The 23,304-nt window shown below is 44.9% G+C and carries 28 protein-coding genes; 14 read left to right on the forward strand and 14 right to left on the reverse strand.

From position 1 onward, the window contains the following. Positions 1–2: 2 nt before the first annotated feature. Positions 3–770 (forward strand): carbon-nitrogen hydrolase family protein, encoded by a 768-nt coding sequence (locus tag A3738_RS16635; protein WP_197469578.1) that lies wholly within the window; start codon positions 3–5, stop codon positions 768–770. A 41-nt stretch (positions 771–811) separates the two neighbouring features. Here A3738_RS16635 and yjgA read toward each other — a convergent pair whose 3' ends face one another. From yjgA to A3738_RS16700, 13 genes are all read right to left on the reverse strand, one after another. Then, complete coding sequence (gene yjgA / locus A3738_RS16640) at positions 812–1,345, reverse strand: ribosome biogenesis factor YjgA (protein ID WP_068476106.1); 534 nt, start codon at positions 1,343–1,345, stop codon at positions 812–814. Positions 1,346–1,364: 19 nt separating this feature from the next. Beyond that, positions 1,365–2,726: a magnesium transporter gene (mgtE, locus tag A3738_RS16645; RefSeq protein WP_068476105.1), complete on the reverse strand. Its 1,362-nt coding sequence runs from the start codon at positions 2,724–2,726 to the stop codon at positions 1,365–1,367. A gap of 112 nt (positions 2,727–2,838) precedes the next feature. Then, complete coding sequence (locus A3738_RS16650) at positions 2,839–3,108, reverse strand: HPr family phosphocarrier protein (protein ID WP_068476104.1); 270 nt, start codon at positions 3,106–3,108, stop codon at positions 2,839–2,841. 41 nt (positions 3,109–3,149) lie between these two features. Continuing rightward, complete coding sequence (rapZ, locus tag A3738_RS16655; protein WP_068476103.1) at positions 3,150–4,025, reverse strand: RNase adapter RapZ; 876 nt, start codon at positions 4,023–4,025, stop codon at positions 3,150–3,152. A 21-nt stretch (positions 4,026–4,046) separates the two neighbouring features. Then, positions 4,047–4,511, reverse strand: coding sequence for a PTS IIA-like nitrogen regulatory protein PtsN (gene ptsN, locus A3738_RS16660; RefSeq protein WP_068476102.1), 465 nt, complete (start codon positions 4,509–4,511; stop codon positions 4,047–4,049). 23 nt (positions 4,512–4,534) lie between these two features. Next, positions 4,535–4,837 carry a ribosome hibernation-promoting factor, HPF/YfiA family gene (hpf, locus tag A3738_RS16665; RefSeq protein ID WP_068475009.1) on the reverse strand — a complete coding sequence of 101 codons (303 nt, stop codon included), beginning with the start codon at positions 4,835–4,837 and terminating at the stop codon, positions 4,535–4,537. Between the two features lie 76 nt (positions 4,838–4,913). Next, positions 4,914–6,416, reverse strand: coding sequence for an RNA polymerase factor sigma-54 (locus A3738_RS16670; RefSeq protein ID WP_068476179.1), 1,503 nt, complete (start codon positions 6,414–6,416; stop codon positions 4,914–4,916). 184 nt (positions 6,417–6,600) lie between these two features. Further along, positions 6,601–7,326: an LPS export ABC transporter ATP-binding protein gene (gene lptB, locus A3738_RS16675; protein WP_068476101.1), complete on the reverse strand. Its 726-nt coding sequence runs from the start codon at positions 7,324–7,326 to the stop codon at positions 6,601–6,603. Further along, positions 7,307–7,891: a lipopolysaccharide transport periplasmic protein LptA gene (gene lptA / locus A3738_RS16680; protein ID WP_068502532.1), complete on the reverse strand. Its 585-nt coding sequence runs from the start codon at positions 7,889–7,891 to the stop codon at positions 7,307–7,309. The genes lptB and lptA overlap by 20 nt, the downstream gene beginning before the upstream one ends. Next, a complete protein-coding gene (gene lptC, locus A3738_RS16685; RefSeq protein WP_068476099.1) occupies positions 7,875–8,447 on the reverse strand; it encodes an LPS export ABC transporter periplasmic protein LptC in 573 nt (190 codons plus the stop codon). Before lptC ends, lptA begins: the two co-directional genes overlap by 17 nt. A 1-nt stretch (position 8,448) precedes the next feature. Next, positions 8,449–8,991 (reverse strand): HAD family hydrolase, encoded by a 543-nt coding sequence (locus A3738_RS16690; RefSeq protein WP_068476098.1) that lies wholly within the window; start codon positions 8,989–8,991, stop codon positions 8,449–8,451. Continuing rightward, positions 8,988–9,950, reverse strand: a complete 963-nt coding sequence (locus tag A3738_RS16695; RefSeq protein WP_068476097.1) for a KpsF/GutQ family sugar-phosphate isomerase — start codon at positions 9,948–9,950, stop codon at positions 8,988–8,990. The genes A3738_RS16690 and A3738_RS16695 overlap by 4 nt, the downstream gene beginning before the upstream one ends. Beyond that, on the reverse strand, positions 9,947–10,915 hold the full coding sequence (locus A3738_RS16700; protein ID WP_068476096.1) for a calcium/sodium antiporter: 969 nt from the start codon (positions 10,913–10,915) through the stop codon (positions 9,947–9,949). The genes A3738_RS16695 and A3738_RS16700 overlap by 4 nt, the downstream gene beginning before the upstream one ends. A gap of 172 nt (positions 10,916–11,087) precedes the next feature. On the opposite strand from A3738_RS16700, the gene A3738_RS16705 reads away from it, so the two are divergent. The 11 genes from A3738_RS16705 to A3738_RS16755 all read left to right on the forward strand — a co-directional run bounded on the left by A3738_RS16705 (position 11,088) and on the right by A3738_RS16755 (position 19,786). Further along, positions 11,088–11,921: an ABC transporter ATP-binding protein gene (locus A3738_RS16705; protein WP_068476095.1), complete on the forward strand. Its 834-nt coding sequence runs from the start codon at positions 11,088–11,090 to the stop codon at positions 11,919–11,921. Continuing rightward, positions 11,914–12,696, forward strand: a complete 783-nt coding sequence (mlaE, locus tag A3738_RS16710; RefSeq protein ID WP_068502536.1) for a lipid asymmetry maintenance ABC transporter permease subunit MlaE — start codon at positions 11,914–11,916, stop codon at positions 12,694–12,696. The genes A3738_RS16705 and mlaE overlap by 8 nt, the downstream gene beginning before the upstream one ends. Before the next feature lie 33 nt (positions 12,697–12,729). Then, positions 12,730–13,188: an outer membrane lipid asymmetry maintenance protein MlaD gene (gene mlaD, locus A3738_RS16715; RefSeq protein ID WP_068475088.1), complete on the forward strand. Its 459-nt coding sequence runs from the start codon at positions 12,730–12,732 to the stop codon at positions 13,186–13,188. A 10-nt stretch (positions 13,189–13,198) separates the two neighbouring features. Further along, complete coding sequence (locus A3738_RS16720) at positions 13,199–13,864, forward strand: phospholipid-binding protein MlaC (RefSeq protein WP_068475091.1); 666 nt, start codon at positions 13,199–13,201, stop codon at positions 13,862–13,864. Beyond that, complete coding sequence (locus A3738_RS16725) at positions 13,864–14,157, forward strand: STAS domain-containing protein (protein WP_068475094.1); 294 nt, start codon at positions 13,864–13,866, stop codon at positions 14,155–14,157. The genes A3738_RS16720 and A3738_RS16725 overlap by 1 nt, the downstream gene beginning before the upstream one ends. A 115-nt stretch (positions 14,158–14,272) precedes the next feature. Beyond that, a complete protein-coding gene (locus A3738_RS16730; RefSeq protein WP_068475162.1) occupies positions 14,273–14,515 on the forward strand; it encodes a BolA family protein in 243 nt (80 codons plus the stop codon). A 29-nt stretch (positions 14,516–14,544) separates the two neighbouring features. Beyond that, positions 14,545–15,807 carry a UDP-N-acetylglucosamine 1-carboxyvinyltransferase gene (gene murA / locus A3738_RS16735; protein ID WP_068476205.1) on the forward strand — a complete coding sequence of 421 codons (1,263 nt, stop codon included), beginning with the start codon at positions 14,545–14,547 and terminating at the stop codon, positions 15,805–15,807. Positions 15,808–15,843: 36 nt separating this feature from the next. Beyond that, entirely contained in the window at positions 15,844–16,482 is a 639-nt protein-coding gene (gene hisG, locus A3738_RS16740) for an ATP phosphoribosyltransferase (protein ID WP_068476206.1), read from the forward strand. A 34-nt stretch (positions 16,483–16,516) separates the two neighbouring features. Beyond that, positions 16,517–17,824, forward strand: a complete 1,308-nt coding sequence (gene hisD / locus A3738_RS16745; protein ID WP_068476207.1) for a histidinol dehydrogenase — start codon at positions 16,517–16,519, stop codon at positions 17,822–17,824. A 62-nt stretch (positions 17,825–17,886) separates the two neighbouring features. Continuing rightward, entirely contained in the window at positions 17,887–19,008 is a 1,122-nt protein-coding gene (hisC, locus tag A3738_RS16750) for a histidinol-phosphate transaminase (protein ID WP_068476208.1), read from the forward strand. Positions 19,009–19,027: 19 nt separating this feature from the next. Further along, positions 19,028–19,786, forward strand: coding sequence for a Nif3-like dinuclear metal center hexameric protein (locus A3738_RS16755; protein ID WP_068476209.1), 759 nt, complete (start codon positions 19,028–19,030; stop codon positions 19,784–19,786). Between the two features lie 3 nt (positions 19,787–19,789). Here the strand turns inward: A3738_RS16755 and A3738_RS16760 are convergent, their stop codons facing one another. Further along, positions 19,790–20,323 carry a YhcB family protein gene (locus A3738_RS16760; protein ID WP_068476210.1) on the reverse strand — a complete coding sequence of 178 codons (534 nt, stop codon included), beginning with the start codon at positions 20,321–20,323 and terminating at the stop codon, positions 19,790–19,792. Between the two features lie 195 nt (positions 20,324–20,518). On the opposite strand from A3738_RS16760, the gene zapE reads away from it, so the two are divergent. Together zapE and A3738_RS16770 are read left to right on the forward strand one after the other, a co-directional pair. Then, complete coding sequence (gene zapE / locus A3738_RS16765; protein WP_068476211.1) at positions 20,519–21,631, forward strand: cell division protein ZapE; 1,113 nt, start codon at positions 20,519–20,521, stop codon at positions 21,629–21,631. Positions 21,632–22,468: 837 nt separating this feature from the next. After that, entirely contained in the window at positions 22,469–23,188 is a 720-nt protein-coding gene (locus A3738_RS16770) for a YgcG family protein (protein ID WP_068502538.1), read from the forward strand. The last annotated feature ends 116 nt before the right edge of the window (positions 23,189–23,304 follow it).

The following is a 23,304-nucleotide window of genomic DNA, read 5'->3' on the forward strand; positions in this document are numbered from 1 at the left end:
AAATGAATAGTTCAGACGACTGGCGCAGTAATTTCAATAATGCCTTGATGTATATCGAAGAGGCCAGTGCCTCAGGTGCTCGGCTCGTTTTATTTCCAGAAAACTTTCTCTGTTTTGGGCAAAGTGCATTAGCGCAATTTGCTCCGCATGTGGATGCTTGTATTGAGCAGTTTCAATCTTTGAGCAACAAGACAAATATGACGCTCATTTGTGGCTCAATTCCAGTCGAGAATGGCGAGGGGAAGTATTACGCTCGTAGTTTCGTGATTGCACCAGAAAAAGACACTGAATACTACGACAAAATCCATCTTTTTGATGTGGATGTAGATGATGGCGTTGGGGCTTATCGTGAGTCAGATACCTATTGCGCGGGGGATGACCCAAAGGTTGTTTATATAGAGGGCGTTGGGCTCGGCTTAAGCATTTGCTATGACTTAAGGTTTTCTGAGCTTTATCAGCATTACGCGAAGCAGGGTGTTCAATTGATAACTGTTCCTTCGGCCTTTACTTATGCGACAGGGAGTCGTCATTGGGAGTTATTGCTTCGTGCTCGTGCAATAGAGACACAAAGCTTTGTGTTGGCTGCAAATCAATGCGGAGAGCACCAAAAGGGCCGCCGTACTTGGGGGAACAGTATGATCATTGATCCCGATGGGAATATTTTGGCATCAGCCAATCATGAGCCGGATATTATAGTTGCGAACTTAGATCTTTCCTTTTTATCCGAGATCCGCAAAAAGATGCCAATTGCCCAGCATAAGCGTCTTTAGTCTTTACTGCTGCGCTTTGTAGTTTTATAGAGCGCTACGATTTAATTCAGAATATCTTCTTCGTATTGCTTCAAGAACTTGAAAAGCTTTTTGGCTGCGCCGGTATTCTTTTCGTTTTGACGATCTTTATTCGCGTTTCTCACAAGCTGGCGTAATGTCTGTATCTCAACGCTTGGGTGTTTTTCGACGAATTCAGTTAATGCCGCATTACCTTCGTTGATCAGTCTTTCTCTCCAAGCTTCGAGCATATGTAAGCGTTTCGCGTATATATCGCTAGATGTATCGAATCGATCGAGTACTGTCTGAATTGCATCAATGTCTTGGTTGCGCATGACTTTGCCAATGTACTGTAATTGGCGTCTTTTGGCTTCCCGTGACGAGATGCGTTTGTAGGTCGTGATGCCTTCTTCTAATTCTTCTGAGATAGGTACTTGTTCAAGGTGGGAAGCTTTTAATTCACAAAGCTGCTTGCCGATTGCTTGTAACGCTTCCATCTCGCGTTTAATTTGGCTACGACTTTTAATGTCTTCGTCGAAATCTTCGTTGTTGCTATCGAATGGGTCGTGCTGACTCATAAAGTACCTGTGATCAAATTTATGCGTAGGCGATTGAGGCTAGGCCTAAAAAGGAGAGGAAGCCTACAACATCAGTGATAGTAGTCAAGATCACGCCACCTGCGAGTGCTGGATCAATGTCGCGCGATTTCAAAAAGTAGGGGAGTACGGTACCTGCTATAGCGGCTACAACGAGATTAATCATTAAGGCTGATGCGATTACGATTCCGATCGTGATGTCTTTGAACCATAGCATTGCGAGGCCTGAAACCACGGCAGCCCATAATGCGCCGTTAATCATGCTCACAGTGAACTCGCGATTGAGTAGCCACTTTAAGTTGCCACTACTGATTTGACCGACTGCCATACCACGTATCACAAGTGTAAGAGTTTGGCTTCCTGCTATGCCGCCCATACTGGCAACGATTGGCATTAGTACAGCCAGTGCCACGACTTTTTCAATAGTACCCTCAAACATGCCAATCACGGCAGAGGCAATAAAGGCGGTGACTAAGTTTATGCCCAGCCAAACAGCGCGCCTTTTGGTTGTTTGCTTCACCGGTGCGAAGGTGTCTTCATCCTCGTCGAGCCCCGCCATACTCATCAATGAGTGATCAGCATCATCCCTAATGACATCAACCACGTCATCAATGGTGATACGCCCAAGCAATATATTATCGTCGTTCACGACTGGTGCGGTGACCAAGTCCTGACGTTCGAATACATTCGCGACTTCGCTATCTGGCATATTGACGTTGATTGTCGTGATGTCTGTTTCCATGACCTCACGAACCGTAGCACTTGGGCTAGATACCAACATCGTAGTTAGTGGAAGGATACCGACCAAAACACCATTTCGGCTAACAACGAGAAGACTATCTGTCATCTCGGGTAGGCTTCGGTGTCTTCGCAAGTAGCGCAGAACAACGTCCATTGTGATGTCCGCACGGATAGTTACCGTGTCGGTGTTCATCAGGCCACCGGCAGTATCTTCCTCGTAGGCGAGGACTTCCTCGACACGTTCCCGGTCTTGGCTGTCCATGGAGTCTAGGACTTCGCCAATGACAGCTTCAGGTAGGTTCTGCAGTATGTCTGCTAGGTCATCTGTATCGAGATCTTCGGTGGCGTCGATAAGTTCTTGCGCATTTAACTTGCTCAAGAAATAGGCTTGGACGTCTTCGCTTAGGTCTTGAAGAACCTCTCCGCGATAATCATCATCGACGAGCTGCCAAATAATATTACGCTGTTTAGGTGGAGAAGACTCGATGAGGTGAGCGACATCGCTCGTCGATAAGCTCTTATTAATAATGCGAGCTACTTGCTTCAGAGAGCCGGCTTCAATGGCATCCGAAATGGAGCGCCAGTGTTGCTCTGGTGTCTGATTGTTAGAGTAGCTTGCCATGGGAACGCCGAAAGTTTGTTTAAGCTATGAGTATAGCGTATGGCGTGCAGATCGGTTGATTAATTTCTTAAGAAAACAATGGCTTAATAGGATAAGTTATAACGAATTAGAGTTAACTTTCTTCATCAAACCGATTATTGATCAATGTTTTCAAGGCATTCATGGCTTGCTCTTCATCCGCGCCATCAACAGTAATCGTTATCTGGGTGCCCTTGCTGGCTGCAAGCATCATGACAGACATGATGCTTTTTCCGTCAACTTCTCTATCGTCTTTTGTGATGGTAAAACTGCTTTCAAAATGACCGGTGCATTCCACGAATTTGGCTGCTGCTCGGGCATGCAGTCCAAGATCATTGATAATTTCGACAGTTTCGCGAAGCATTCGATTCCCTTTGAAGTCTCAGTGTTTTCTTAGAATTTATTTTATTGGGTTTTCATTGGAGCGGATAGTTCTTTGTGGCGAATCAACACGCTTTTGTGAGATTGCTTAAAGTATGCTCCGATTTTTTCGCATAAATAAACGCTACGATGCTGGCCGCCTGTGCAGCCAATGGCAATTGTCATATAGCTGCGGTTATTTGAGGCGAATTGATCAATCCACTTGTCGAGGAAAGTAATAATTGAAGACTCCATTTCCTCGACTTCTGAATGTGAACTTAAGAAATCTTCAACAGGTTTGTCGAGCCCCGTGAATACGCGTAGAGATGGGTCCCAGTACGGATTAGGGAGGCATCGAACGTCAAAAACATAATCTGCATCGCTAGGCACGCCGTGTTTGAATCCAAACGATTGGAATAGTAGGGCCATTTCTTGTGTAGCTCTGCCTGCTACTCGTAGTTTGATATGGTCACGCAATTCATACAAAGACATGTCGCTTGTATTTATATTGAGGTCAGCCTGCCTGGAAATGGGTTCTAATAAAACGCTCTCTTTGTTGATGGCTTCGCTTAAGGAAATGTCGGGAGAGCTTAAAGGGTGTTTTCTTCGTGTCGCATGAAAGCGCTTTATGAGTGTTTCGCTATCCGCGTCAAGAAAGATAATGTCTGTTTCGATATTCTGATTTTGAAAGGCTTGATAAAAAGCAGGGAAGTTTTCTATGCCGCTTTGTAGGTTGCGGGCATCAATGCTCACGGCAACTTTTGCCAAGCGCTCATCTGTTTGTCTTGCTGATTGTGAGCCAAGCTCTAAGAGCAAACCGACAGGTAGGTTGTCGATGCAGTAATAGCCTAAGTCTTCTAAAACATGGAGGGCAGTACTCTTACCTGAGCCCGATCGGCCACTAATAATTACGAGTTTCATGGTGCCTCCACAGTAAGGCAGTTAGCTTTCAGTCATTAACGTATAAAGCTCAGAATCAGATGATGCAGCACGTAGTTTATTGCAAAAAGAAGAGTCATTAAATCTTTCCGCTATTTGGCTAAGTAACTCTAAATGTTCGCTGCTTGCTTCTTTAGGAACGATCAGAACAAACAGTAGATTAACTGGTTGGTTGTCGATTGCGTCAAACGCGATATCTTGTTCAAGTGTAAATAATGCGCCTATGACTTTTGAGCATCTCAACATTCTGCTGTGAGGGATGGCAATTCCTTGTCCGATTCCAGTGCTACCTAATTTCTCACGGGCAATTAGATTTTCGAATAAATCTTCTTCAGACAGCTCGGGGATTTCTTGTGAAATTGCAGCTGCGATATGCTCTAGTGTTTTTTTCTTGCTAGTGCCCGGGAAACTGACGCGAGTCAGTCCCGGAACAAGAATAGAGCTAATAGTAATTGAACCTTCGTTCATTTTTCTTCCAATACTACGAGTAGCTACACGGCCCCATGCGAGCGCGCAACTTGTTTTTCTTTGTGTTTCAGTATCTGTCGATCAAGCTTGTCTATAAGCTTATCGATAGATGTATACATATCTTCGTCTTCTGCAGTACCGTGAATGTCTGCGCCGCTAATGTGAAGTGTGGCTTCCGCAATTTGTCTTAGCTTTTCCACTGAAAGGGTGACCTGCACATTTGTTATACCGTCCACGTGACGCTCAAGCTTCTCTAGCTTGTCAGTAACGTAGTTTTTCATTGAATCTGTTAGTTCAACGTGGTGACCGGTGATGTTTACTTGCATAAATGTCTCCTTGTTGGTTTTTTGCGGAAGAAATTTCCGCGGATGCTTCTAACAAGTCTTGCGAATATACAGCTTCTTACATTAAACGCTTCCTTTCGTTAGAAGGCGGGATTGACATCGCTTCGCGGTACTTTGCAATAGTACGGCGAGCAACGTTAATGCCTTGATCTTTGAGTAGGTCTGCAATTTTGCTGTCGCTAAGAGGTTTCTTAGGATTTTCAGCAGCAATTAATTTTTTAATGATAGCGCGTATTGCCGTCGATGAGCATTCGCCGCCAGAAGTCGTCCCAACATGGCTTGAGAAGAAGTACTTCAGCTCAAAGATGCCACGCGGTGTGTGCATATACTTTTGCGTTGTTACGCGAGAAATTGTGGATTCATGCATATCAACTGCTTGGGCTATATCATGGAGAATAAGCGGTTTCATTGCTTCTTCACCATAGTCTAAAAAGCCTTGTTGATGTGCAACAATTTTGCTTGCAACTTTGAGCAAAGTCTCGTTTCTGCTTTGGAGGCTTTTTATAAACCACTTAGCTTCTTGAAGTTGGTCCTTCATGAAGTTGTTGTCGTTGCTATTATCTGCACGTTTTATAAAGCCAGCGTAGCTGTTGTTTACGCGAATCTTAGGTGCGATTTCTGGATTGAGCTCTACTTTCCAGCGCCCATTTACCTTTTTCACCACGACGTCGGGAACAACGTATTCTGGTTCCGCTTGAATCACTGACTCGCCTGGGCGAGGGTTTAGCGATTGGATCAAGCGAAGAACTTCTTTCAAATCGTCTTCTTTAAGACGACTTCTTCTGATGAGCTGTGCGTAATCGCGACTACCCAGCAGATTGATATAGTGGCTGACGACAAGCTTGGCTTGCGGTAGCCACTCAGTGTCGGGATCTAGTTGACGTAACTGAAGCATTAGACATTCTTGAAGGTCTTTTGCGCCCACGCCTGCTGGGTCAAAATGTTGAACACGCTTCAGAACTGCGTGAACTTCTTCTAGTTCGACTGGATCTTCATCTTCTTCGTTAAATAGACCTTGATGAATATCTTCAATGGTATTTTGTAGATAGCCTTCCATGTCAATCGCATCAATAATTGTTTCTGCAATTAAACGATCGCGGTCAGAAAATGGTGTTAGATTAAGTTGCCATAGCAGGTGATCATTCAGAGACTCGCTAATTGAATTTCTGCTTTCGAAATCGCTGTCGTTCTCATCTGGCATTGTGCCAGAGCTTGCTGGGCCACTTGTTTGGTAGATGTCTTCCCATGCAGTATCGACAGGTAAATCGGTTGGTATCGAATCGCTAAATTCATCGCGTTCGCTTTCGTGAAGATCTCGTGATGGCTCGACTTCTGAATTTGATACTTCGCTAGATTGTTCATTTTTTGAATTTTGCTCTGACTCGCTATTTGGCGTCTCAGGACTGTCTTCAATCATTTCTAGCATTGGGTTTGATTCCAATGCTTCTTGGATTTCCGCCTGAAGATCTAGAGTCGATAGCTGAAGCAGTTTAATAGCCTGCTGCAGCTGGGGCGTCATTGTAAGACTTTGCCCCATTTTGAGTTGTAGGGATGCCTTCATTACCATCAGTCGGTCATCCTAACTTTTTCAGTGTTTTTGTCATTGTCGAACGAATTCTCTATGTGCTTGTCCAGCACGTAATGTCATATCTTCTATTTTAAGAACTTCCGAGAAGAATTTGAACGAGTTTTTGATGAACTTAGTTAAACCTTTTTTCACTGGTAATTGCACAGGGAATTTGGTTTTAAATTGTAAATTCATCGCCAAGGTAAACCTCGCGCACCTTTTTGTTCTCTAATACTTGCTCAGACGAGCCTGATGCAATGATGTGTCCATTGCCAACAATATAGGCTTGTTCGCAAATGTCTAAGGTCTCTCTCACGTTGTGGTCGGTGATAAGTACGCCAATATCTCGGTCGCGAACTTGTCGCACTATTTGCTTGATGTCGCTTACTGAAATTGGATCAACCCCTGCAAAAGGTTCATCTAGTAGAATGAAATCTGGCTCCATTGCGAGAGCTCTCGCAATCTCGACGCGACGGCGCTCGCCCCCGGATAAAGCCATACCTTGGCTGTCGCGAATATGTTCTATATGAAATTCTTTTAGTAATTGATCGGCTTTTTCGCGTTGTTCGGCCTTGCTTAATTCTTTTCTCGTTTGCAGAACGCTCAGAATATTTTCATATACAGTAAGTTTTCGAAATATTGATGCTTCTTGTGGTAAGTAACCAATACCGGCTTTTGCGCGCCCATGCATTGGCATGTTGCTAATGTCTCTGTCATCAATGAGGATTTGGCCCTTATCCTTGGATACTAGGCCAACGATCATGTAAAAGCAGGTAGTCTTACCCGCGCCGTTCGGACCAAGCAAGCCAACAATTTGTCCTGTTTTGATTTCAAGCGATACGTCGATAACAACTTGTCGTTTTTTGTAGGCTTTAGCAAGATGCTTAGCTTGAAGTGTCTTCATTAGGATTCGCTTGGTCTAGATTGTCGTTGGTTTGTGAATCGGAGTTTTCACTTGAAGGCTCAGATGCTTGAGGGAAGTACTGAATCTTCACTCGTTTGCCACTATCTTGATCCCCTTTGGCGCGAATTGCTTTGTCCATGATGTCGTATTCAATGCGATTTCCGGAAAACGAATTGGTGTCCTGGGCGAGTGTGGCGTTGCCGTTAAAAATCAAAACAGCATCTTTTGCTTTATACGTGATTTGTTCAGCTTGGCCGCTGGTGTTTTGAATATTGCTACTGGCGTCTGTTTGCTTGAATGTCGCGGGTGTACCATTCGCAATGATTTGTGTTACGGCGCGTTCACGAGCAAAAACACTGATGTTATCTGCGGTGAGTGTTGTCGAACCCTGGCGAATGATAACGTTGCCGCGATAGGTCGAAAAACCCTGTGAATCATCGATCACGGCACTGTCGGATTCAATTTCAATAGGTTGGGTTCGATCTACGTCAATGCTGTGAGCATTGTGCGTGGCAGTGAGTAAAAATAAAGTGACTAGAGCTAGGCTATTAATTCGCCAAGTCATAAATACCTCTAACGCGTTGAGAGAGTTCGATTTTTCGATCGTTGAGCGATGCTTCTAATCCGATAGATTTAAGCGTGCTTTTATCCTGAGTAATACTAACTTCGCGATCAGTAGATATAAAGTCATTGCGTGTATCGATATTCAGGTCTTGGGTAAGGATTGTTGTGATTTGTCCTTCTGAGCTAGTACGAGAAAGCTTGACCCGATCCTCTAGATATAGGTTTCCAGTATCGGCGTTAAATTGCCCTGATTCTGCGTTAAGTCTTAATTTGTCGCCTTGCTCATTGGTATACCAAATGGTTGGAGATTCTGTCGTAATCAGGGCATCATCTTTAAAGTAGAGAGACTTATCTGCTTTGACTTCTAGTTCTAGTTCGCCTGATTCTCCGAATTCCCGTAGGTAGGTATTGTTAGCGAAAGCAAAAGGTTTCTTTTCATTGCTGAATAGTTCTGGCGTCTCAGTTTGTGTAATGTCGCTGGTGTAGAACAGGCTTACCCCGACCAGTAAGATGACCGCCAATAATGAGAATTTTGATCGTTTAAAGGTTTTGCTCATATCACTTTTTTAAAAATGATTGATGAATGTCGTCGAGTAAACCTTGCGCTGATAGTATGAAGTCGCATGCCTCTCTTACGGCGCCATGGCCTCCGCTTGTTTGTGTGCACATGTCTGCATGTTCTTTCACAAAGCTATGCGCGTTCGGGACGGTGATGCCAAGGCCGCAGTGCTTGATGGCAGATAGGTCAGGCAAATCATCTCCCATATAGGCGCATTGCTCCCAGTCGAGTCCCAATTCTTGGCGAATATCATCAAGTGCAATCTTTTTGTCTTCGCGTCCTTGAACTAAATGCTTGATACCTAAGTCTCTTGCTCTGCGGGCGACAAGAGGCGAGTTCCTGCCCGTAATAATGGCAACTTCAATACCGTTTTGTTGGAGGAGCTTAATGCCGTGGCCGTCGAGTGTGCAAAACGCTTTTAGCTCGTCGCCTTGAGCAGAAAAAACAATTTTTCCGTCGCTTAATACGCCATCAACGTCGAGACCTAAAAGTTTGATCTTGTTTGCAGCATTTTTCGCTGCTTCGTTTATTGAATGGTTCATACGACACCCGCTTTCAAAAGGTCGTGCATATGGATCACGCCAACTAGTTTGTTCTCTTCATCAGATACCAAAAGCCCTGTGATCTTGTATTCTTCCATGACTTGCAATGCTTCGGCGGCGAGCGCCTTAGACTGAATCGTTTTGCAGTTCTTGGTCATTACTTTTGAGATCTCTGTGTTGTGAAGATCTAGCTTGTCATCAAAGGCGCGTCGAAGGTCGCCGTCTGTGAAGAGGCCTTGAATCTCGTTAGCATCATTCACAATCGCTGTGAGGCCAAAGCCTTTATCCGATATTTCAAATAGCCCTTCGGTCAGGGGTGTAGCAGGGCTGACTTCTGGAATTCTGTCACCTGTGTGCATCAGTTGCTCCACAGTCAATAGCAACTTACGCCCAAGGCTTCCGCCTGGATGAGAGAAGGCAAAGTCTTCTTCTGAAAAGCCTCTAGCTTCAAGAAGTGCAACAGCAAGCGCGTCACCAAGGGCTAGCGTCACGGTTGTACTTGATGTTGGGGCAAGTCCCAGGGGGCAAGCTTCTTTGCTGATGCTTATATCTAATGAAACATCACTAGCTGTCGCGAGTGCGGAGCTTTGCTTGCCTGTCATGCTGATGAGTGGCGCGCCCATGCGTTTGATTAGAGGAAGAATAGTTACCACTTCTTCCGTCTGGCCCGAGTTAGAAATGGCAAGCACAACATCTTGTTTGGTGATCATGCCTAGATCGCCATGGCTTGCTTCACCGGGGTGAACGAAAAATGCAGGTGTGCCTGTGCTTGCTAAAGTGGCTGCAATTTTGTTGGCGATATGACCTGATTTGCCCATGCCTGTCACAACAATTCGGCCAGAGCACTGAAGCATTAACTCACAAGCTTTTTCGAATGAGCTATCGATTCGTTCGAGCAAAGCGTTTACTGCATCGCGCTCGATTTCAATTGTACGTTTTCCAGAGTCTATATAATTCATGCAATTGTGCTGGCTGAATCCTGATAAAGAACGAATAGGTAGATAATATAGCTGCTTAGCATCACTGTGCCGGCAAGTTTTCCAATTTTCTCTCGTTTAAAGAGGTGGTTGATAAAACATACAAGAGCAAGGCCGAAAGTGAGCGTGAACATGAATCCATAGTCGCGAATCAAGTTTGCTTGCTCGATAAATGGCGGTGCAATCAGTGCTGGGATGGCTAGCACTGCGAGTAGGTTAAATAAGTTAGAGCCGATGATATTGCCAAGAGCAAGGTCATGGTGACCCTTCAATGCGCTAGCAATCGATGCCGCTAATTCGGGCAAGCTTGTACCTATCGCGACAATGGTTAAACCGATGATCAAATCGCTAATTCCAAGCGAACTTGCTATGCCACTTGCCCCCCAAACGAGCATTCTTGAACTTAAGATAAGGGCTGCAATGCTTCCGACCAAAATCGTGATCGCTTTGGTTTGAGCCATGGGTTCATTGTCTTGTACTTCCTCAGGTAATTCTGAAGAAGAGGAAGAGAGTTTAGCGAGTGCGATGAGCGAGATGAGGAGTATGCCAATAAGGATCAAGCCATCGTTGAAATCGAGCAGGCCGTCAATGATAACAATCGTTGCGAGCGCTGTTGCGATCAAAAGTATAGGTAGTTCAATTTTTAGTATTCCGAGCTTAATCGGAATAGCAGAAATGAGCGTAGTTACACCGAGCACTAGTGCTATGTTCGCAATGTTGGAGCCGAAAGCGTTTCCAACGGCGAGTGTGCTGGCTCCTTCGAGGGCTGCCATGCCTGATACGATAAGCTCGGGAGCGGATGTGCCAAATGCGACGATGGTTAGACCAACAAGCATCGGTGTCATGCCAAGGTTGAGTGCCGTGGCTACCGCACCTTCAACAAATTTGTCCGCACTCCAAATTAAAATTATCAAACCGATAATTACGGCTAAACTGAATACTAACAATGGGTATTGCTCTTATAAGGTTTTGTTAAAGCGCGCATTTTGCGAGACTTACCGGTACAGTGCAAGTAATAAGACCTGTAATTGCTTTGTTTAGTTTTTACTTGTAAATGCTTTCTTGAGGTCGCTACAATCAGACGCCTCAAAGGAACACTAGAATAAATTAGGAAATCGCTTGTCCTCCTATATAGAAGTCGAAAATCTTAGCTTCTCCCGCGGGTATAGAAAAATCTTCAATGGCCTCAGTCTGAGCATTCCGAGAGGAAAAGTGACGGCGATTATGGGGCCTAGTGGTATTGGTAAAACAACACTCCTCAAGCTCATTGGTGGTCAGCTGCGACCAGAGGGTGGTCGAGTATTGGTAGATGGCCAAGACTTCCAAACCTTAGGTCGCGACGAGTTATTTAAAGCGCGCGCCAAAATGGGCATGCTTTTTCAGAGTGGGGCGCTTTTTTCTGATCTGACCGTCTATGAAAACGTCGCGTTTCCTTTGCGTGCCCACACTAAACTTCCTGAGGATATGATTCGTGACATCGTGATCATGAAGCTCAATGCTGTGGGTTTGCGTGGTGCGCGTGATATGAAGCCTTCAGAGCTTTCTGGAGGTATGACTCGTCGTGTTGCTCTCGCGCGTTCAATCGTTCTTGATCCTGCCTTAATTATGTATGACGAGCCTTTTGCGGGGCAGGACCCGATCGCAATGGGAGTTCTTGTGCAGCTAATTCGTTTATTAAACGACACCCTAGGCCTAACGAGCGTTCTTGTTTCTCATGATATTGCTGAGTCATTGAGTATTTGTGATCACGCGATTGTTATTGCCGATGGTCGCGTGATTGGAGCGGGCTCTCCTGAAGAATTACGTCGTTCTGATTCTGCCTTAGTTAAGCAATTTGTTAACGGTTTACCTGACGGGCCTGTGCCATTTCATTTTCCTGCGCGAGATTATAAAGATGACTTGCTTGGTGTGGATGATTCAGACCTGCTCGGTTTAGGGGGTAGTCGTGGTTAAGTCCATTCAAAAGCTCGGGCGTACAGGTATTGAATTTATTTCGGCTCTCGGTCGTTCAGGCGTGTTTTTATTGCGCGCCATTATGGGCTTAAGTTTCACTCGTAAAGGGACGGGGCTGTTGGTGAAACAGTTCTATCAGGTCGGGGTGCTCTCTCTCATTATTATCATTGTTTCTGGCATGTTTATCGGCATGGTTATCGGCCTTCAGGGCTATAGCATTTTGGTGGACTACGGCTCAGAGCAAGCGGTAGGGCAAATGGTCGCGTTAACACTTGTAAGGGAGTTGGGGCCTGTCGTGACTGCGCTTCTTTTTGCTGGGCGAGCTGGTTCTGCTTTAACGGCAGAGATCGGGTTGATGAAAGCAACGGAGCAGTTATCGAGTCTTGAAATGATGGGTGTTGACCCGATGCGTCATATTATTGCACCGCGTTTTTGGGCGGGTTTTATTTCTTTGCCAATACTAGCTGCAATTTTTAGCGCAGTTGGGATTTTCGGTGGGATGCTTGTGAGTGTCGACTGGTTAGGCGTATACGATGGTGCGTTCTGGTCAAATATGCAGTCGGCAGTTGAGTTTGATGCTGACGTGCTCAATGGCATGATAAAAGCTGTAGTGTTTGGTTTGGTTGTAACTTGGATCGCGGTTTTTCAAGGTTATGATCTGATTCCAACTTCTGAAGGAATTAGTAATGCGACGACCAAAACGGTCGTTTATTCGTCATTAGCTATCCTTGGTCTAGACTTTCTGCTTACTGCAGTGATGTTCGGTGGTCTGTAAAGATCGCTTTGATGGAACTAAATGAGAATATGTATGTATAACAAATCAGTCGAATTAGTTGTGGGATTGTTTATGGTCGCAGGAATGGCCGCTCTGATATTTCTCGCACTGCAAGTTAGTGGCCTGTCGCTCGATTCACAAAAAGACTCGTACAAAGTCTATGCCCAATTTGATGATCTGGGTGGTCTGTCTGTTCGTGGACGTGTCTCGATGGCTGGTGTGGCGATAGGTCGCGTGAGCGATGTAAGTCTTGATAAAGAATCTGCAATGGCTTTGGTGGAAATGGAAATTTACGCCGAAGTCGATAACTTGACGACTGATAGTGTTGCGTCAATTCAAACCTCTGGGTTGTTAGGAGATAAGTTTGTCGCAATAAGTGTTGGTGCTGATGAAGAGTATCTGCAAGACGGCGATACTATTTTTGATACGCAGTCAGCCTTAAATCTTGAAAAATTGATCGGTGCATTCGCATCGGGTCAAGCAGACATTTAAGAGATAAAATATGTTTAGTGCACGATTGGCGGGTATTGTTTTCCTTCTCGTTGCCATGTTCACAGCTAAGGTTCATGCGGATGAATCGGATGTTGTAAAGCAAGCGGTTGAGCAAAATGTTGCTCAGATATTGGCGACCTTTGAAGCGGAAAAAGAGGGTTACGAAACAAACCCAGAAGTGTTCTACGCGAACATGGAAAAGGCTATCAGTGGTATTATCGATTTTCGTCGAATTGCTGCGCGCGTGATGGGAAAATATGCAAAACGTGCAGATAAAGATCAGCGTAATCGCTTTGTCGAAGCTTTTAAGTCAAGTTTATTTCAGAGTTATACGAGAGCTATTATCGAGCAAGGATCCTTCAATATGAAGGTGGTTAAGGCAACGATGAATCCTCGCAGTGATAAGCGTGCTTCCGTCGATATGGAAGTGATTACGCAAAGCGGAAATGTCTACCCAGTAACGTATTCAATGTACAAAAACAAAAGCGATCAATGGTTGATGGAGAACGTTATTGTTTTTGGTATCAATATAGGTTTGGCTTTCAGAGATAAGTTCGAAGCTCAAATGCGTTTGCGCAAAGGAGACGTAGATGAGGTTATTGCCAACTGGTCAGTCGATTTAAATATTGATGTAGATGAAGTTGTTGCAAGTCAGGCTGAGGTGCAAGAGAGCTAATGTTTCAGGTTTCGATGTCAGATAGCGAGCTTGTATTAAGCGGCGAGTTTGATCGTGGACAAACTATTGAAGCGAGAACGCAGCTTGAAGAGTATGTTAAATCCTCTTCTGCAGCAGCAATGTCGCTTAATTTAGAAAACCTGACTACATTCAATAGTGAAGTACTTTCACTCTGTTTGTGCCTCTTGCGCACGGCAAAGCAATGCGGTGTTGAGCTTAATTTTGTTAATGCTCCGTCTCGTTTATTCGATATGGCGCGAGTAGGCGGCATGGAGTTTATTTTCAGCCATTAGGCCTTTCTTTTCTTTTAAAGCTAAATTCTTAGCTTCTTCTTTAGTGCTTGCTGTGAATCCTGTATCATACGCGGCCGATTCTTCTCTATATTTTTAAGATTTACAGGTTGTTTGTATGCAAGCAAGCGAAGTTGAAGCGCTCGTCAAAGCGCAATACCCTGAAATGGATGTCGTTGTTGAAACAGATGGTTATCACTATCAGCTCAGAGCTGTTGGTCAAGAGTTCGCAGGCCTCAATAAAGTAAAAAGGCAACAACTCGTTTACGGATGTTTAAATGCTCATATCGTTGATGGAACGATCCACGCGGTGATTATGCAAACCTACACTCCTGAAGAATGGGCTGAACAAAACAGCTAAGCGATTCGAGTTAAAACGACAAGGCAACTATGGATAAATTAATGATTGGCGGCGGTGTCGCGTTAGATGGCGAAATTCGCATCTCTGGCGCAAAAAACGCAGCCTTACCAATTCTCGCGGCAACTTTGCTCGCCGATGAACCTGTTTCGATTGGCAACTTGCCACATCTTCATGACATCACCACGATGATTGAATTGATGGGACGTATGGGCGTTGAGTTATTGATTGACGAGAAATTGAGCGTCGAAGTCAATGCGACAACGATTCAAGACTTAACTGCGCCCTATGATCTAGTCAAAACTATGCGCGCCTCTATCTTGGTGCTTGGTCCTTTGCTAGCTCATTTCGGTAAAGCACATGTTTCGTTACCAGGCGGATGTGCAATTGGTAGTCGACCTGTTGATCTGCACATCAAAGGTTTGCAGGCAATGGGTGCGGATATAGTAGTTGAAGATGGCTATATCAAGGCAAGCTCAAATGGACGCTTGAAAGGCGCAACCATCGTATTCGATGTCATCACCGTAACAGGTACTGAAAACTTATTAATGGCTGCTGCGCTTGCTGAAGGCAAAACGATCCTGAAAAACGCTGCGAGAGAGCCAGAAGTTGTCGATTTGGCAGAATGCTTGATCGCAATGGGTGCCAAGATCACAGGCCATGGTACTGATGTTATTGAAGTGGAAGGTGTCGAGAGCCTAAAAGGCACGCATTATGACGTAATGCCGGATCGTGTAGAGACTGGAACATACCTCGTTGCAGCAGCAGCAACACGCGGTCGCGTTAAACTAAAAGATACACGAGCAGATTTACTAGATGCTGTATTAGTTAAGCTTGAAGAAGCGGGTGCAGAAATCACAACGGGTGAAGACTGGATCGAACTAGATATGAAGGGTAAACGTCCGAAAGCAGTTTCGGTTAAAACAGCGCCTTATCCTGCTTTTCCCACGGATATGCAAGCGCAATTCGTATCAATGAATTGCGTCGCTGAAGGTTCAGGCTCAATTACCGAAACAATTTTTGAAAATCGTTTCATGCACGTGCAAGAGCTACAGCGTATGGGCGCTGATATTAAGGTCGAAGGCAACACTGCGATTATTACAGGCGTTGAAAAACTTCATGCAGCGCCGGTTATGGCAACAGATTTGCGTGCTTCTGCAAGTCTTGTAATCGCAGGATTACTGGCTGATGGAAACACCTTAGTTGATCGCATATACCACATCGATCGTGGTTACGAATGTATTGAAGAAAAACTGCAATTGCTGGGCGGTAAAATCCAGCGTCTACCGGGTTAATGCTCGGTTTTATTGATTGCATAGCGGATTTAAAGAATGTCTGATTCATTGATCATCGCTCTATCTAAAGGGCGTATTTTGAAAGAAACCTTACCGTTGTTAGCGGAAGCGGGTGTTGAGCCTCTAGAGGACTTAAGCTCTAGTCGTAAGCTAATTTTTGATACAACGGTAGAAAATATTAAGTTCATTATTATTCGCGCGACTGATGTTCCATCTTATGTTCAGTATGGTGGTGCTGATATCGGTGTGACAGGTAAAGACGTGCTAATGGAGCACGGCGCTGAAGGTTTGTATGAGCCTTTAGATCTGCATATTGCTAAGTGTCGTTTGATGACAGCCGGTAAGAAAGGCGAAGACACGCCAGCCGGTCGAATTCGAGTTGCAACGAAGTTCGTTAATTTGGCGAAGAAGTTTTACGCGGAACAGGGCGTTCAAGCCGACATAATTAAATTGTATGGTGCAATGGAACTCGCTCCGATACTTGATCTTGCTGATGAGATCGTTGATATCGTCGATACAGGAAACACGCTCAAAGCCAATGGTCTAGAGCCACGCGAACATATTCACGATATTAGTACTCGCTTAGTTGTTAATCGTGCGTCTATGAAAATGAAGCACGCACAAATCCAACCAATTATTGAGTTGCTTGCAAAGGCTGTTGAGAAACGCCTGTAGTTGTTGAGAAATAGAAGTTGTTTTTGGAGATTTTATGTTAACTATCAAACGCTTAAGTTCGAAAGATTCGGATTTTAATGACAAGCTGGCAGATCTAGTCGCTTGGGATGAGGCGCTTGATGAGTCTGTGCATCGTACAGTTAAAGATATTATCTCAGATGTGCGTAAGCGCGGCGACGAAGCTGTTCTTGAGTTGACGAATCGCTTCGATCAAGTTGGAGCTAGCGCATTGTCAGAACTTGAAATGCCTCAATCTCGTTTGCAAGAAGCTTTAGAAGGCTTGCCTACGGATCAACGCGAAGCTCTGCAACAAGCTGCAGCGCGTGTACGTAGTTATCATGAAAAACAAGCGCAGGGTGGCAGTTCTTGGGAATTTACTGAGGCGGATGGTACCAAACTTGGTCAACGAGTTTTGCCTGTAGATCGTGCTGGATTGTACGTTCCGGGTGGTAAAGCGGCTTATCCATCATCTGTGTTGATGAATGCGATTCCAGCGAAGGTTGCTGGTGTTGAAGAAGTCGTGATGGTGGTGCCTACTCCAGGCGGCGAGGTGAATCAGCTTGTGCTGGCGGCTGCAGCTGTCTGTGGCGTAGATCGCGTATTCACGATCGGTGGTGCACAAGCTGTTGCAGCATTAGCGTATGGTACAGAGACGATTCCAGCGGTTGATAAAATTGTTGGCCCAGGAAACATCTTTGTTGCCACAGCGAAGCGTGAAGTCTTTGGCCAAGTCGGTATTGATATGATCGCAGGTCCTTCCGAGATTCTTGTTATTTGTGACGGTAAGACCGACCCTGATTGGATTGCGATGGATCTGTTCTCTCAAGCAGAACACGACGAAAATGCGCAATCAATTTTGATCTCAGACGATGCTGATTATCTCGATGCTGTCGAATCTAGTATCAATAAGCTAATCGATGGCATGGAGCGCAAAGATATTATTCGTGCATCCATCGAGGATAGAGCGGCATTAATTCAGGTTGAATCTCTTGAGCAAGCGGCTGAAGTTAGTAACACCATCGCGCCAGAGCACTTAGAGTTGTCGGTTGAAGATCCAGAAGCCTTAGCTCAGCATATTAAGCATGCAGGGGCGATCTTTATGGGGCGTTATACGGCTGAGGCCTTAGGCGATTATTGCGCCGGGCCAAACCACGTTCTACCAACTTCGGGAACCGCGCGTTTTTCATCTCCTCTAGGTGTGTATGACTTCCAGAAACGCTCATCGTTGATCTACTTCTCTGAGCAAGGGGCGAGTGATCAAGGCAAGGTAGCGTCTGTATTGGCGCGCGGAGAAGGTCTTGAAGCGCACGCACGTTCTGCGGAATATCGTATTAAAGAATAAATTTGATAGGGCGTCGTGATGACAGGATCGACGCCTACGCCAAGCCTTAAGCAGGTAGTTATATGTCTAATTCTCTTCCTCTTCAAAGTGCAGCACTTGTTGAAACCTTGGTTCGACCTGAAATCAGGGCGATGCACTCTTATCATGTTCCAGATTCTTCCGGTTTGTTGAAAATGGATGCCATGGAAAATCCCAATCTATGGCCCGGTGAATTACAACAAGAATGGTTCGAAACACTTAAAGGTTTGGATGTTAATCGTTATCCTGATCCGTCTTGCGCGGAGTTAAAGGCAGGCATCCGCGAGTTGTTAAAGCTAGATGCTTTGCATGAGCAATCAGGTTTTGATTTGGACATATTGCTTGGTAACGGGTCCGATGAAATTATCCAAATCCTAGCTATGGCGCTTGCTACACCTGAACGTGGCGTGTTGGCAGTTGAGCCAAGTTTTGTGATGTACAAAATGATCTCGGCTTTTGTTGGTGTGCCATACACTGGCGTGGATCTGAACGCCGATTTCTCAATTAATCTAGCCGCTACCTTATCGGCAATTCAAGAGCATGACCCAGCCGTTATTTTTTTAGCTGCGCCCAATAACCCGACAGGCAATGTGTTCTCTGAAGAAGATTTGCAGGCAATTATCGACGCCGCAAATGGCCTTGTTGTGCTTGATGAAGCCTACATGGCATTTACCGATAGTGATTTATTGTCTTACGTGTCGCGTTACCCAAATGTAGTTGTAATGCGAACCTTCTCGAAGGTCGGTTTAGCAGGTTTGCGCCTTGGCTTCATGGTGGGTAGCAGTACTTGGCTTAATGAATTTGAGAAGCTTCGTTTGCCATACAATATCAATGTGTTAACACAGGCCAGTGCTAGTTTAGCTATCAAGCACTACGACAAACTAGCGGCTCAATGTGAGTTGCTTAAGACTGCTCGATCTGAGTTACTCGCTTCCTTGGCGGATATTGATGGTCTGGAAGTTTTCCCTAGCGAAGCGAATTTCGTGCTCGTGCGCTGCAGTAATGGTGGAGCACGAAGTGTTTTTGAAGCAATGAAGACTCAGGGCGTGCTCATAAAGTGTTTGGATGGAGGGCATCCTCTACTAGCTGAGTGTTTGCGATTAACGGTCGGTACCGTCCAGCAAAACGAAGAAATGATTGTGGCGCTTAAGAAAGCATTGGCTTAGGGATTTCGGAGGGCAAGAAATGATCGAACGTATTGAGTTAGAGAAATATTTAGCAGACCTTCTCAGTATCTCGAGCATTCGAGACTATTGCCCAAATGGTCTTCAAGTCGAAGGTGCTAGTCAGATTTCAAAAATCGTCGGTGGTGTGACTGCGTCTCAAGACCTAATTGATGTTGCCATCAAAGAAAACGCCGATGCGATCTTGGTTCATCACGGTTACTTCTGGAAAGGTGAGTCAGAGGCTATTACGGGTATTAAGCGCAATCGAATTAAGGCCTTACTTGATCACGATATTAATCTATTTGCGTATCACCTTCCGCTAGATGTGCATCCTACACTGGGCAATAATGCTGAGTTAGGTCGTTTGCTTGGTTTCGAAACCAGCGGCGGGATGGAACCAGATAATAAGTTTAGTGTTGGGTTAGTGGGTTCTCTACCAACACCTATGGTGTTAAGCGATTTAACTAAGCATGTGAGCGCTGTGTTGGGACGTGATGCGCTGAGTATTGGTGCTTCAGATAAAGAAATCAAAACGGTTGCTTGGTGTACCGGTGGTGCGCAGAGCATGATTGATAAGGCGGTAGCGCTTGGTGTAGATGCATATATCAGTGGTGAGATTTCAGAACCGACTGTGCACATTGCGCGTGAAACGGGAGTGGCTTATATCTCGGCTGGCCATCATGCTACCGAACGATATGGCGCAAAAGCGCTAGGTGAGTATTTACAGGATAAGTTTGATCTCGATTTCGTTTTTGTTGATATCGATAATCCAGTCTGACGCTTAAGCGTCAGACGTTGGGCGTTTTTGTTCTTCGCCTTTATATTGCTGCTCTAAATCTTCGTTAAATTCATTAGGCGCATTTTGTTGCCCTTCAAAGCCATAACCCTCAGACAGCGTACCTTCTTCTTCAGGCTTATCTTTCGGTGCGTAATCCATTGGTGGTGTAACGTCATTATTAGCTATGTCGATCGTGTGGCCTCGGTGAGAGGGCGTTTTGCTTGCGTTGAAGCTTAGCGATAACACGCTTTCTATCTCGTCATCTTCGCACAACTTACGAGCACCACTCGCAAGTTGTTCGTGAACGTCTTTGTAGCTTTTATTCAGTGTTTGCACCTTGCGTGCAGTGTCCATGAAATGGGCAGTTACATCAGCTTGATAACGCGTAAAGCGTTCTTCGGTTTCGTTGAGTTTTGCTTGGAGGCGAGCAATCTTTCGGCCATCGCCTTTAGTGCTTCGTTGCACGAGAACGCCGATAACTAATCCTAAGCTAAATAAACCTAACGCTGCGATAACTTGAATGCTCGTTTCTGTCACAAATAACCTGCTTGTTTCTTTAATTGACGTGATTGGATACTAAAACCCTTTGTCTTACATGACAACACTGCTCAGTATGCTTTCCAAGAATATGAGAAATATTGGCCTTTCTCTTTGCATCACGGCAGAATATGCGCCGTTTTTATTGTAGCTGCAATCCTTTGATTGTCTTTAATCCTTACGGTGAGTTGTTTTATGTCTTTAGCGTCTCTTTCTCCTATTCAGCGATATGAACGTGATCTACAAAAAGATGGATTTATGGAAGATCCAGCACAGCGTATGGCTGTTGAAAAGCTGCAATCTTTGTATGACGCGCTGATCGAAGATGAGAAGCAAAGAGCAAAGAAAACCTATCGTTTTTTTGGGAAGTTCAAAAAGAAGAATATCGAACCCGTAAAAGGTTTGTATTTTTGGGGCGGAGTAGGTCGTGGTAAGACTTACTTGATGGATAACTTTTATGAAAGCCTACCTTTTGATCGCAAGATGCGTATTCACTTTCACCGCTTTATGCAGCGCGTCCATGCTGAACTGACCACGCTTAACGACACGCCTGACCCGCTATTGGTTGTTGCTGATCGTTTAGCTGATGAAACACGCATCATTTGTTTCGATGAATTTTTTGTTTCTGATATCGGTGATGCAATGATTCTTGCGGGCTTGATGGAAGCCTTGTTTGCACGCGGTGTGAGTTTGGTTTGTACGTCAAACATCGTACCTGACGGCTTGTATAAGGACGGCTTGCAGAGAGCTCGTTTCCTACCAGCGATCGCCTTAGTGAATAAACACACCGAAGTGGTCAATGTCGATGGTGGAACAGACTATCGTTTGCGTACTCTGCAGCAAGCTGAACTATTCCATCACCCTCTAGATGCGCAAGCAGATATCAATCTTGAGAAATATTTCTCTCAACTTGCCGTAGAAGCGGGTGAGCATGGGTTGTTGTTGACGATCAATGGGCGACCGCTGAATGCTCTGCGTCATGCTGATGACGTAGTGTGGTTTGACTTTAAGGAGCTATGTGATGGCCCAAGAAGTCAGAATGATTACATCGAGCTCGCGCGCGAGTTCCATGCTGTTATTTTGAGCGATGTTCCAACAATGGGCTCAGAGAATGACGATCAAGCTCGACGCTTTATCAATCTGATCGATGAATTCTATGATCGAAACGTAAAGCTGATTATTTCAGCTGCAGCGCCGATTCATGCCTTGTATGAAGGTGGTCGATTGAGTTTTGAGTTTGAGCGAACGGAGAGTCGACTGCTTGAGATGCAGAGTGAGGAGTACTTAGCTTCTGAGCACCGCGCTTAAAAACTCATTCAAAGCTATTCCAATTGCAAATACTGCGTTAAATATGCGCTCAAACTGCTCACTGGCTTTGCCAGAACGCACTTTAGTGCGGCCCGAAGGGTAAGCGGAGCGCATCATCTATTGTTTAGGCGGAAAGCACGGGGCTAGATAATACCTGTCATTGGGCGTTTTCTGGGATGGCTTTAACTTAACTCTTCTTTTCCTGTCGGCGCTGGCCGACGGCAGGTCGGGGTCTTTGTCTCGCCAAAGACCCCAACACCCCAAAAGGCGACCCGGATCGCTTGCGCGCTCGACGGGGTTATCCCTTCGTTCCAGTCCGTCATTGCCGCGAAGGCGGCAATCTATTGTTTAAAGTGTAATGCTCGGAACTAGACAAAAGCCGACCCAACTACCCCTCATGACCAATGCTCACTTCTAGAGAGGTGCAGACACATGGTAATGCAAAAGCCTCGAAACAGTTCCTGCGACCTAACAATAAAACCATCAAATAATGAGCTCAAAAACTATATAAATTTACAGGTGTAATGGAATCACGAAGATTTAAGGTGATCGCTTCCTATGAAACCCGTGAGATAAGTCTGTCTTTTTACGGCTTCCTTCTGATATTGTTTTATAAAACAATTACTTAAAAAATTGCCTCTGGATTTATACGGACCCGTGTAAACCCAAGTCTTCTTTTTGCGCAAAAAGAATCTTGATTTCTAATGATAGGGTGCTCTTTAAGTGATGGAATCAATTAAACAAAAATGGAATTTTGATGATCGTGAAGACGCTTTGTCCTCTGCGGTTTATACGGAATTCCGTATAGTAAGCTGTTAAGCCTAAAGGGAATTTTGCATGAATCGAAACTTACTTCTCGTTGTATACCTAATATTTTTGCCCTTTGCTTGCTTTGCTTCTTACCCAGAAGCAAACAATGAATACGTTAATGATTATGCCGATATCATTGAATTTGAGGTTATAGAGAAACTTCGAGAAGAACTCGAAGATGTAGAGTATTACAGTGGCGTCGAGATAACCGTTTTAACTATTGAAAGTTATCGCTCATACAAAACAGGCGACTACTCATGGGAATCTTTTGCTACTGGCTTGTTCAATGATTGGGGGGTAGGTAATCGAGCTCAAAACAATGGTGTTTTGTTTTTGGTATCAACTGACGACCGAAAGATTAGAATAGAGCTTGGTGCGGGTTACCCCGATCATTATGACGAGATCATGAAGTCAATAATCGACAACGATATCGCACCGCTCTTAAAAGATGAATACTTTACCGACGGTATTGAACTTGGGGTAGAGAAAATAGTGGACGCTACTACAGTTGAGGTTTCATTCTTCGATTGGTACAAGTGGTATATTCTCGGAGGTATTGGCGCTCTTATTTCTTTAATAATCGCACTTGTAATAGATAAAAAGAAAAATCCAGCGTTGTTTTGGGTTCTACTTGGTTTGGCAGGTTTCTTGATAATCTCAGTATTTAAAGGTTTGGCCAGTGGGAATCGCTCAGATGGTTTTGGTGGTGGCAGCTCAGATGGCGGAGGCGCTTCGGGTGATTTTTAAAAGGCTTAACAAGGCCAGCCATATTCGCTGCGCTGGACTCGTCGCTATCGCTCCTCGCCCATGCTGGCGGCGTTAGGTGGAATAGTAACGATGCACAGTAAAGCTATATATATGTT

This window comes from Oleiphilus sp. HI0066, assembly GCF_001635725.1.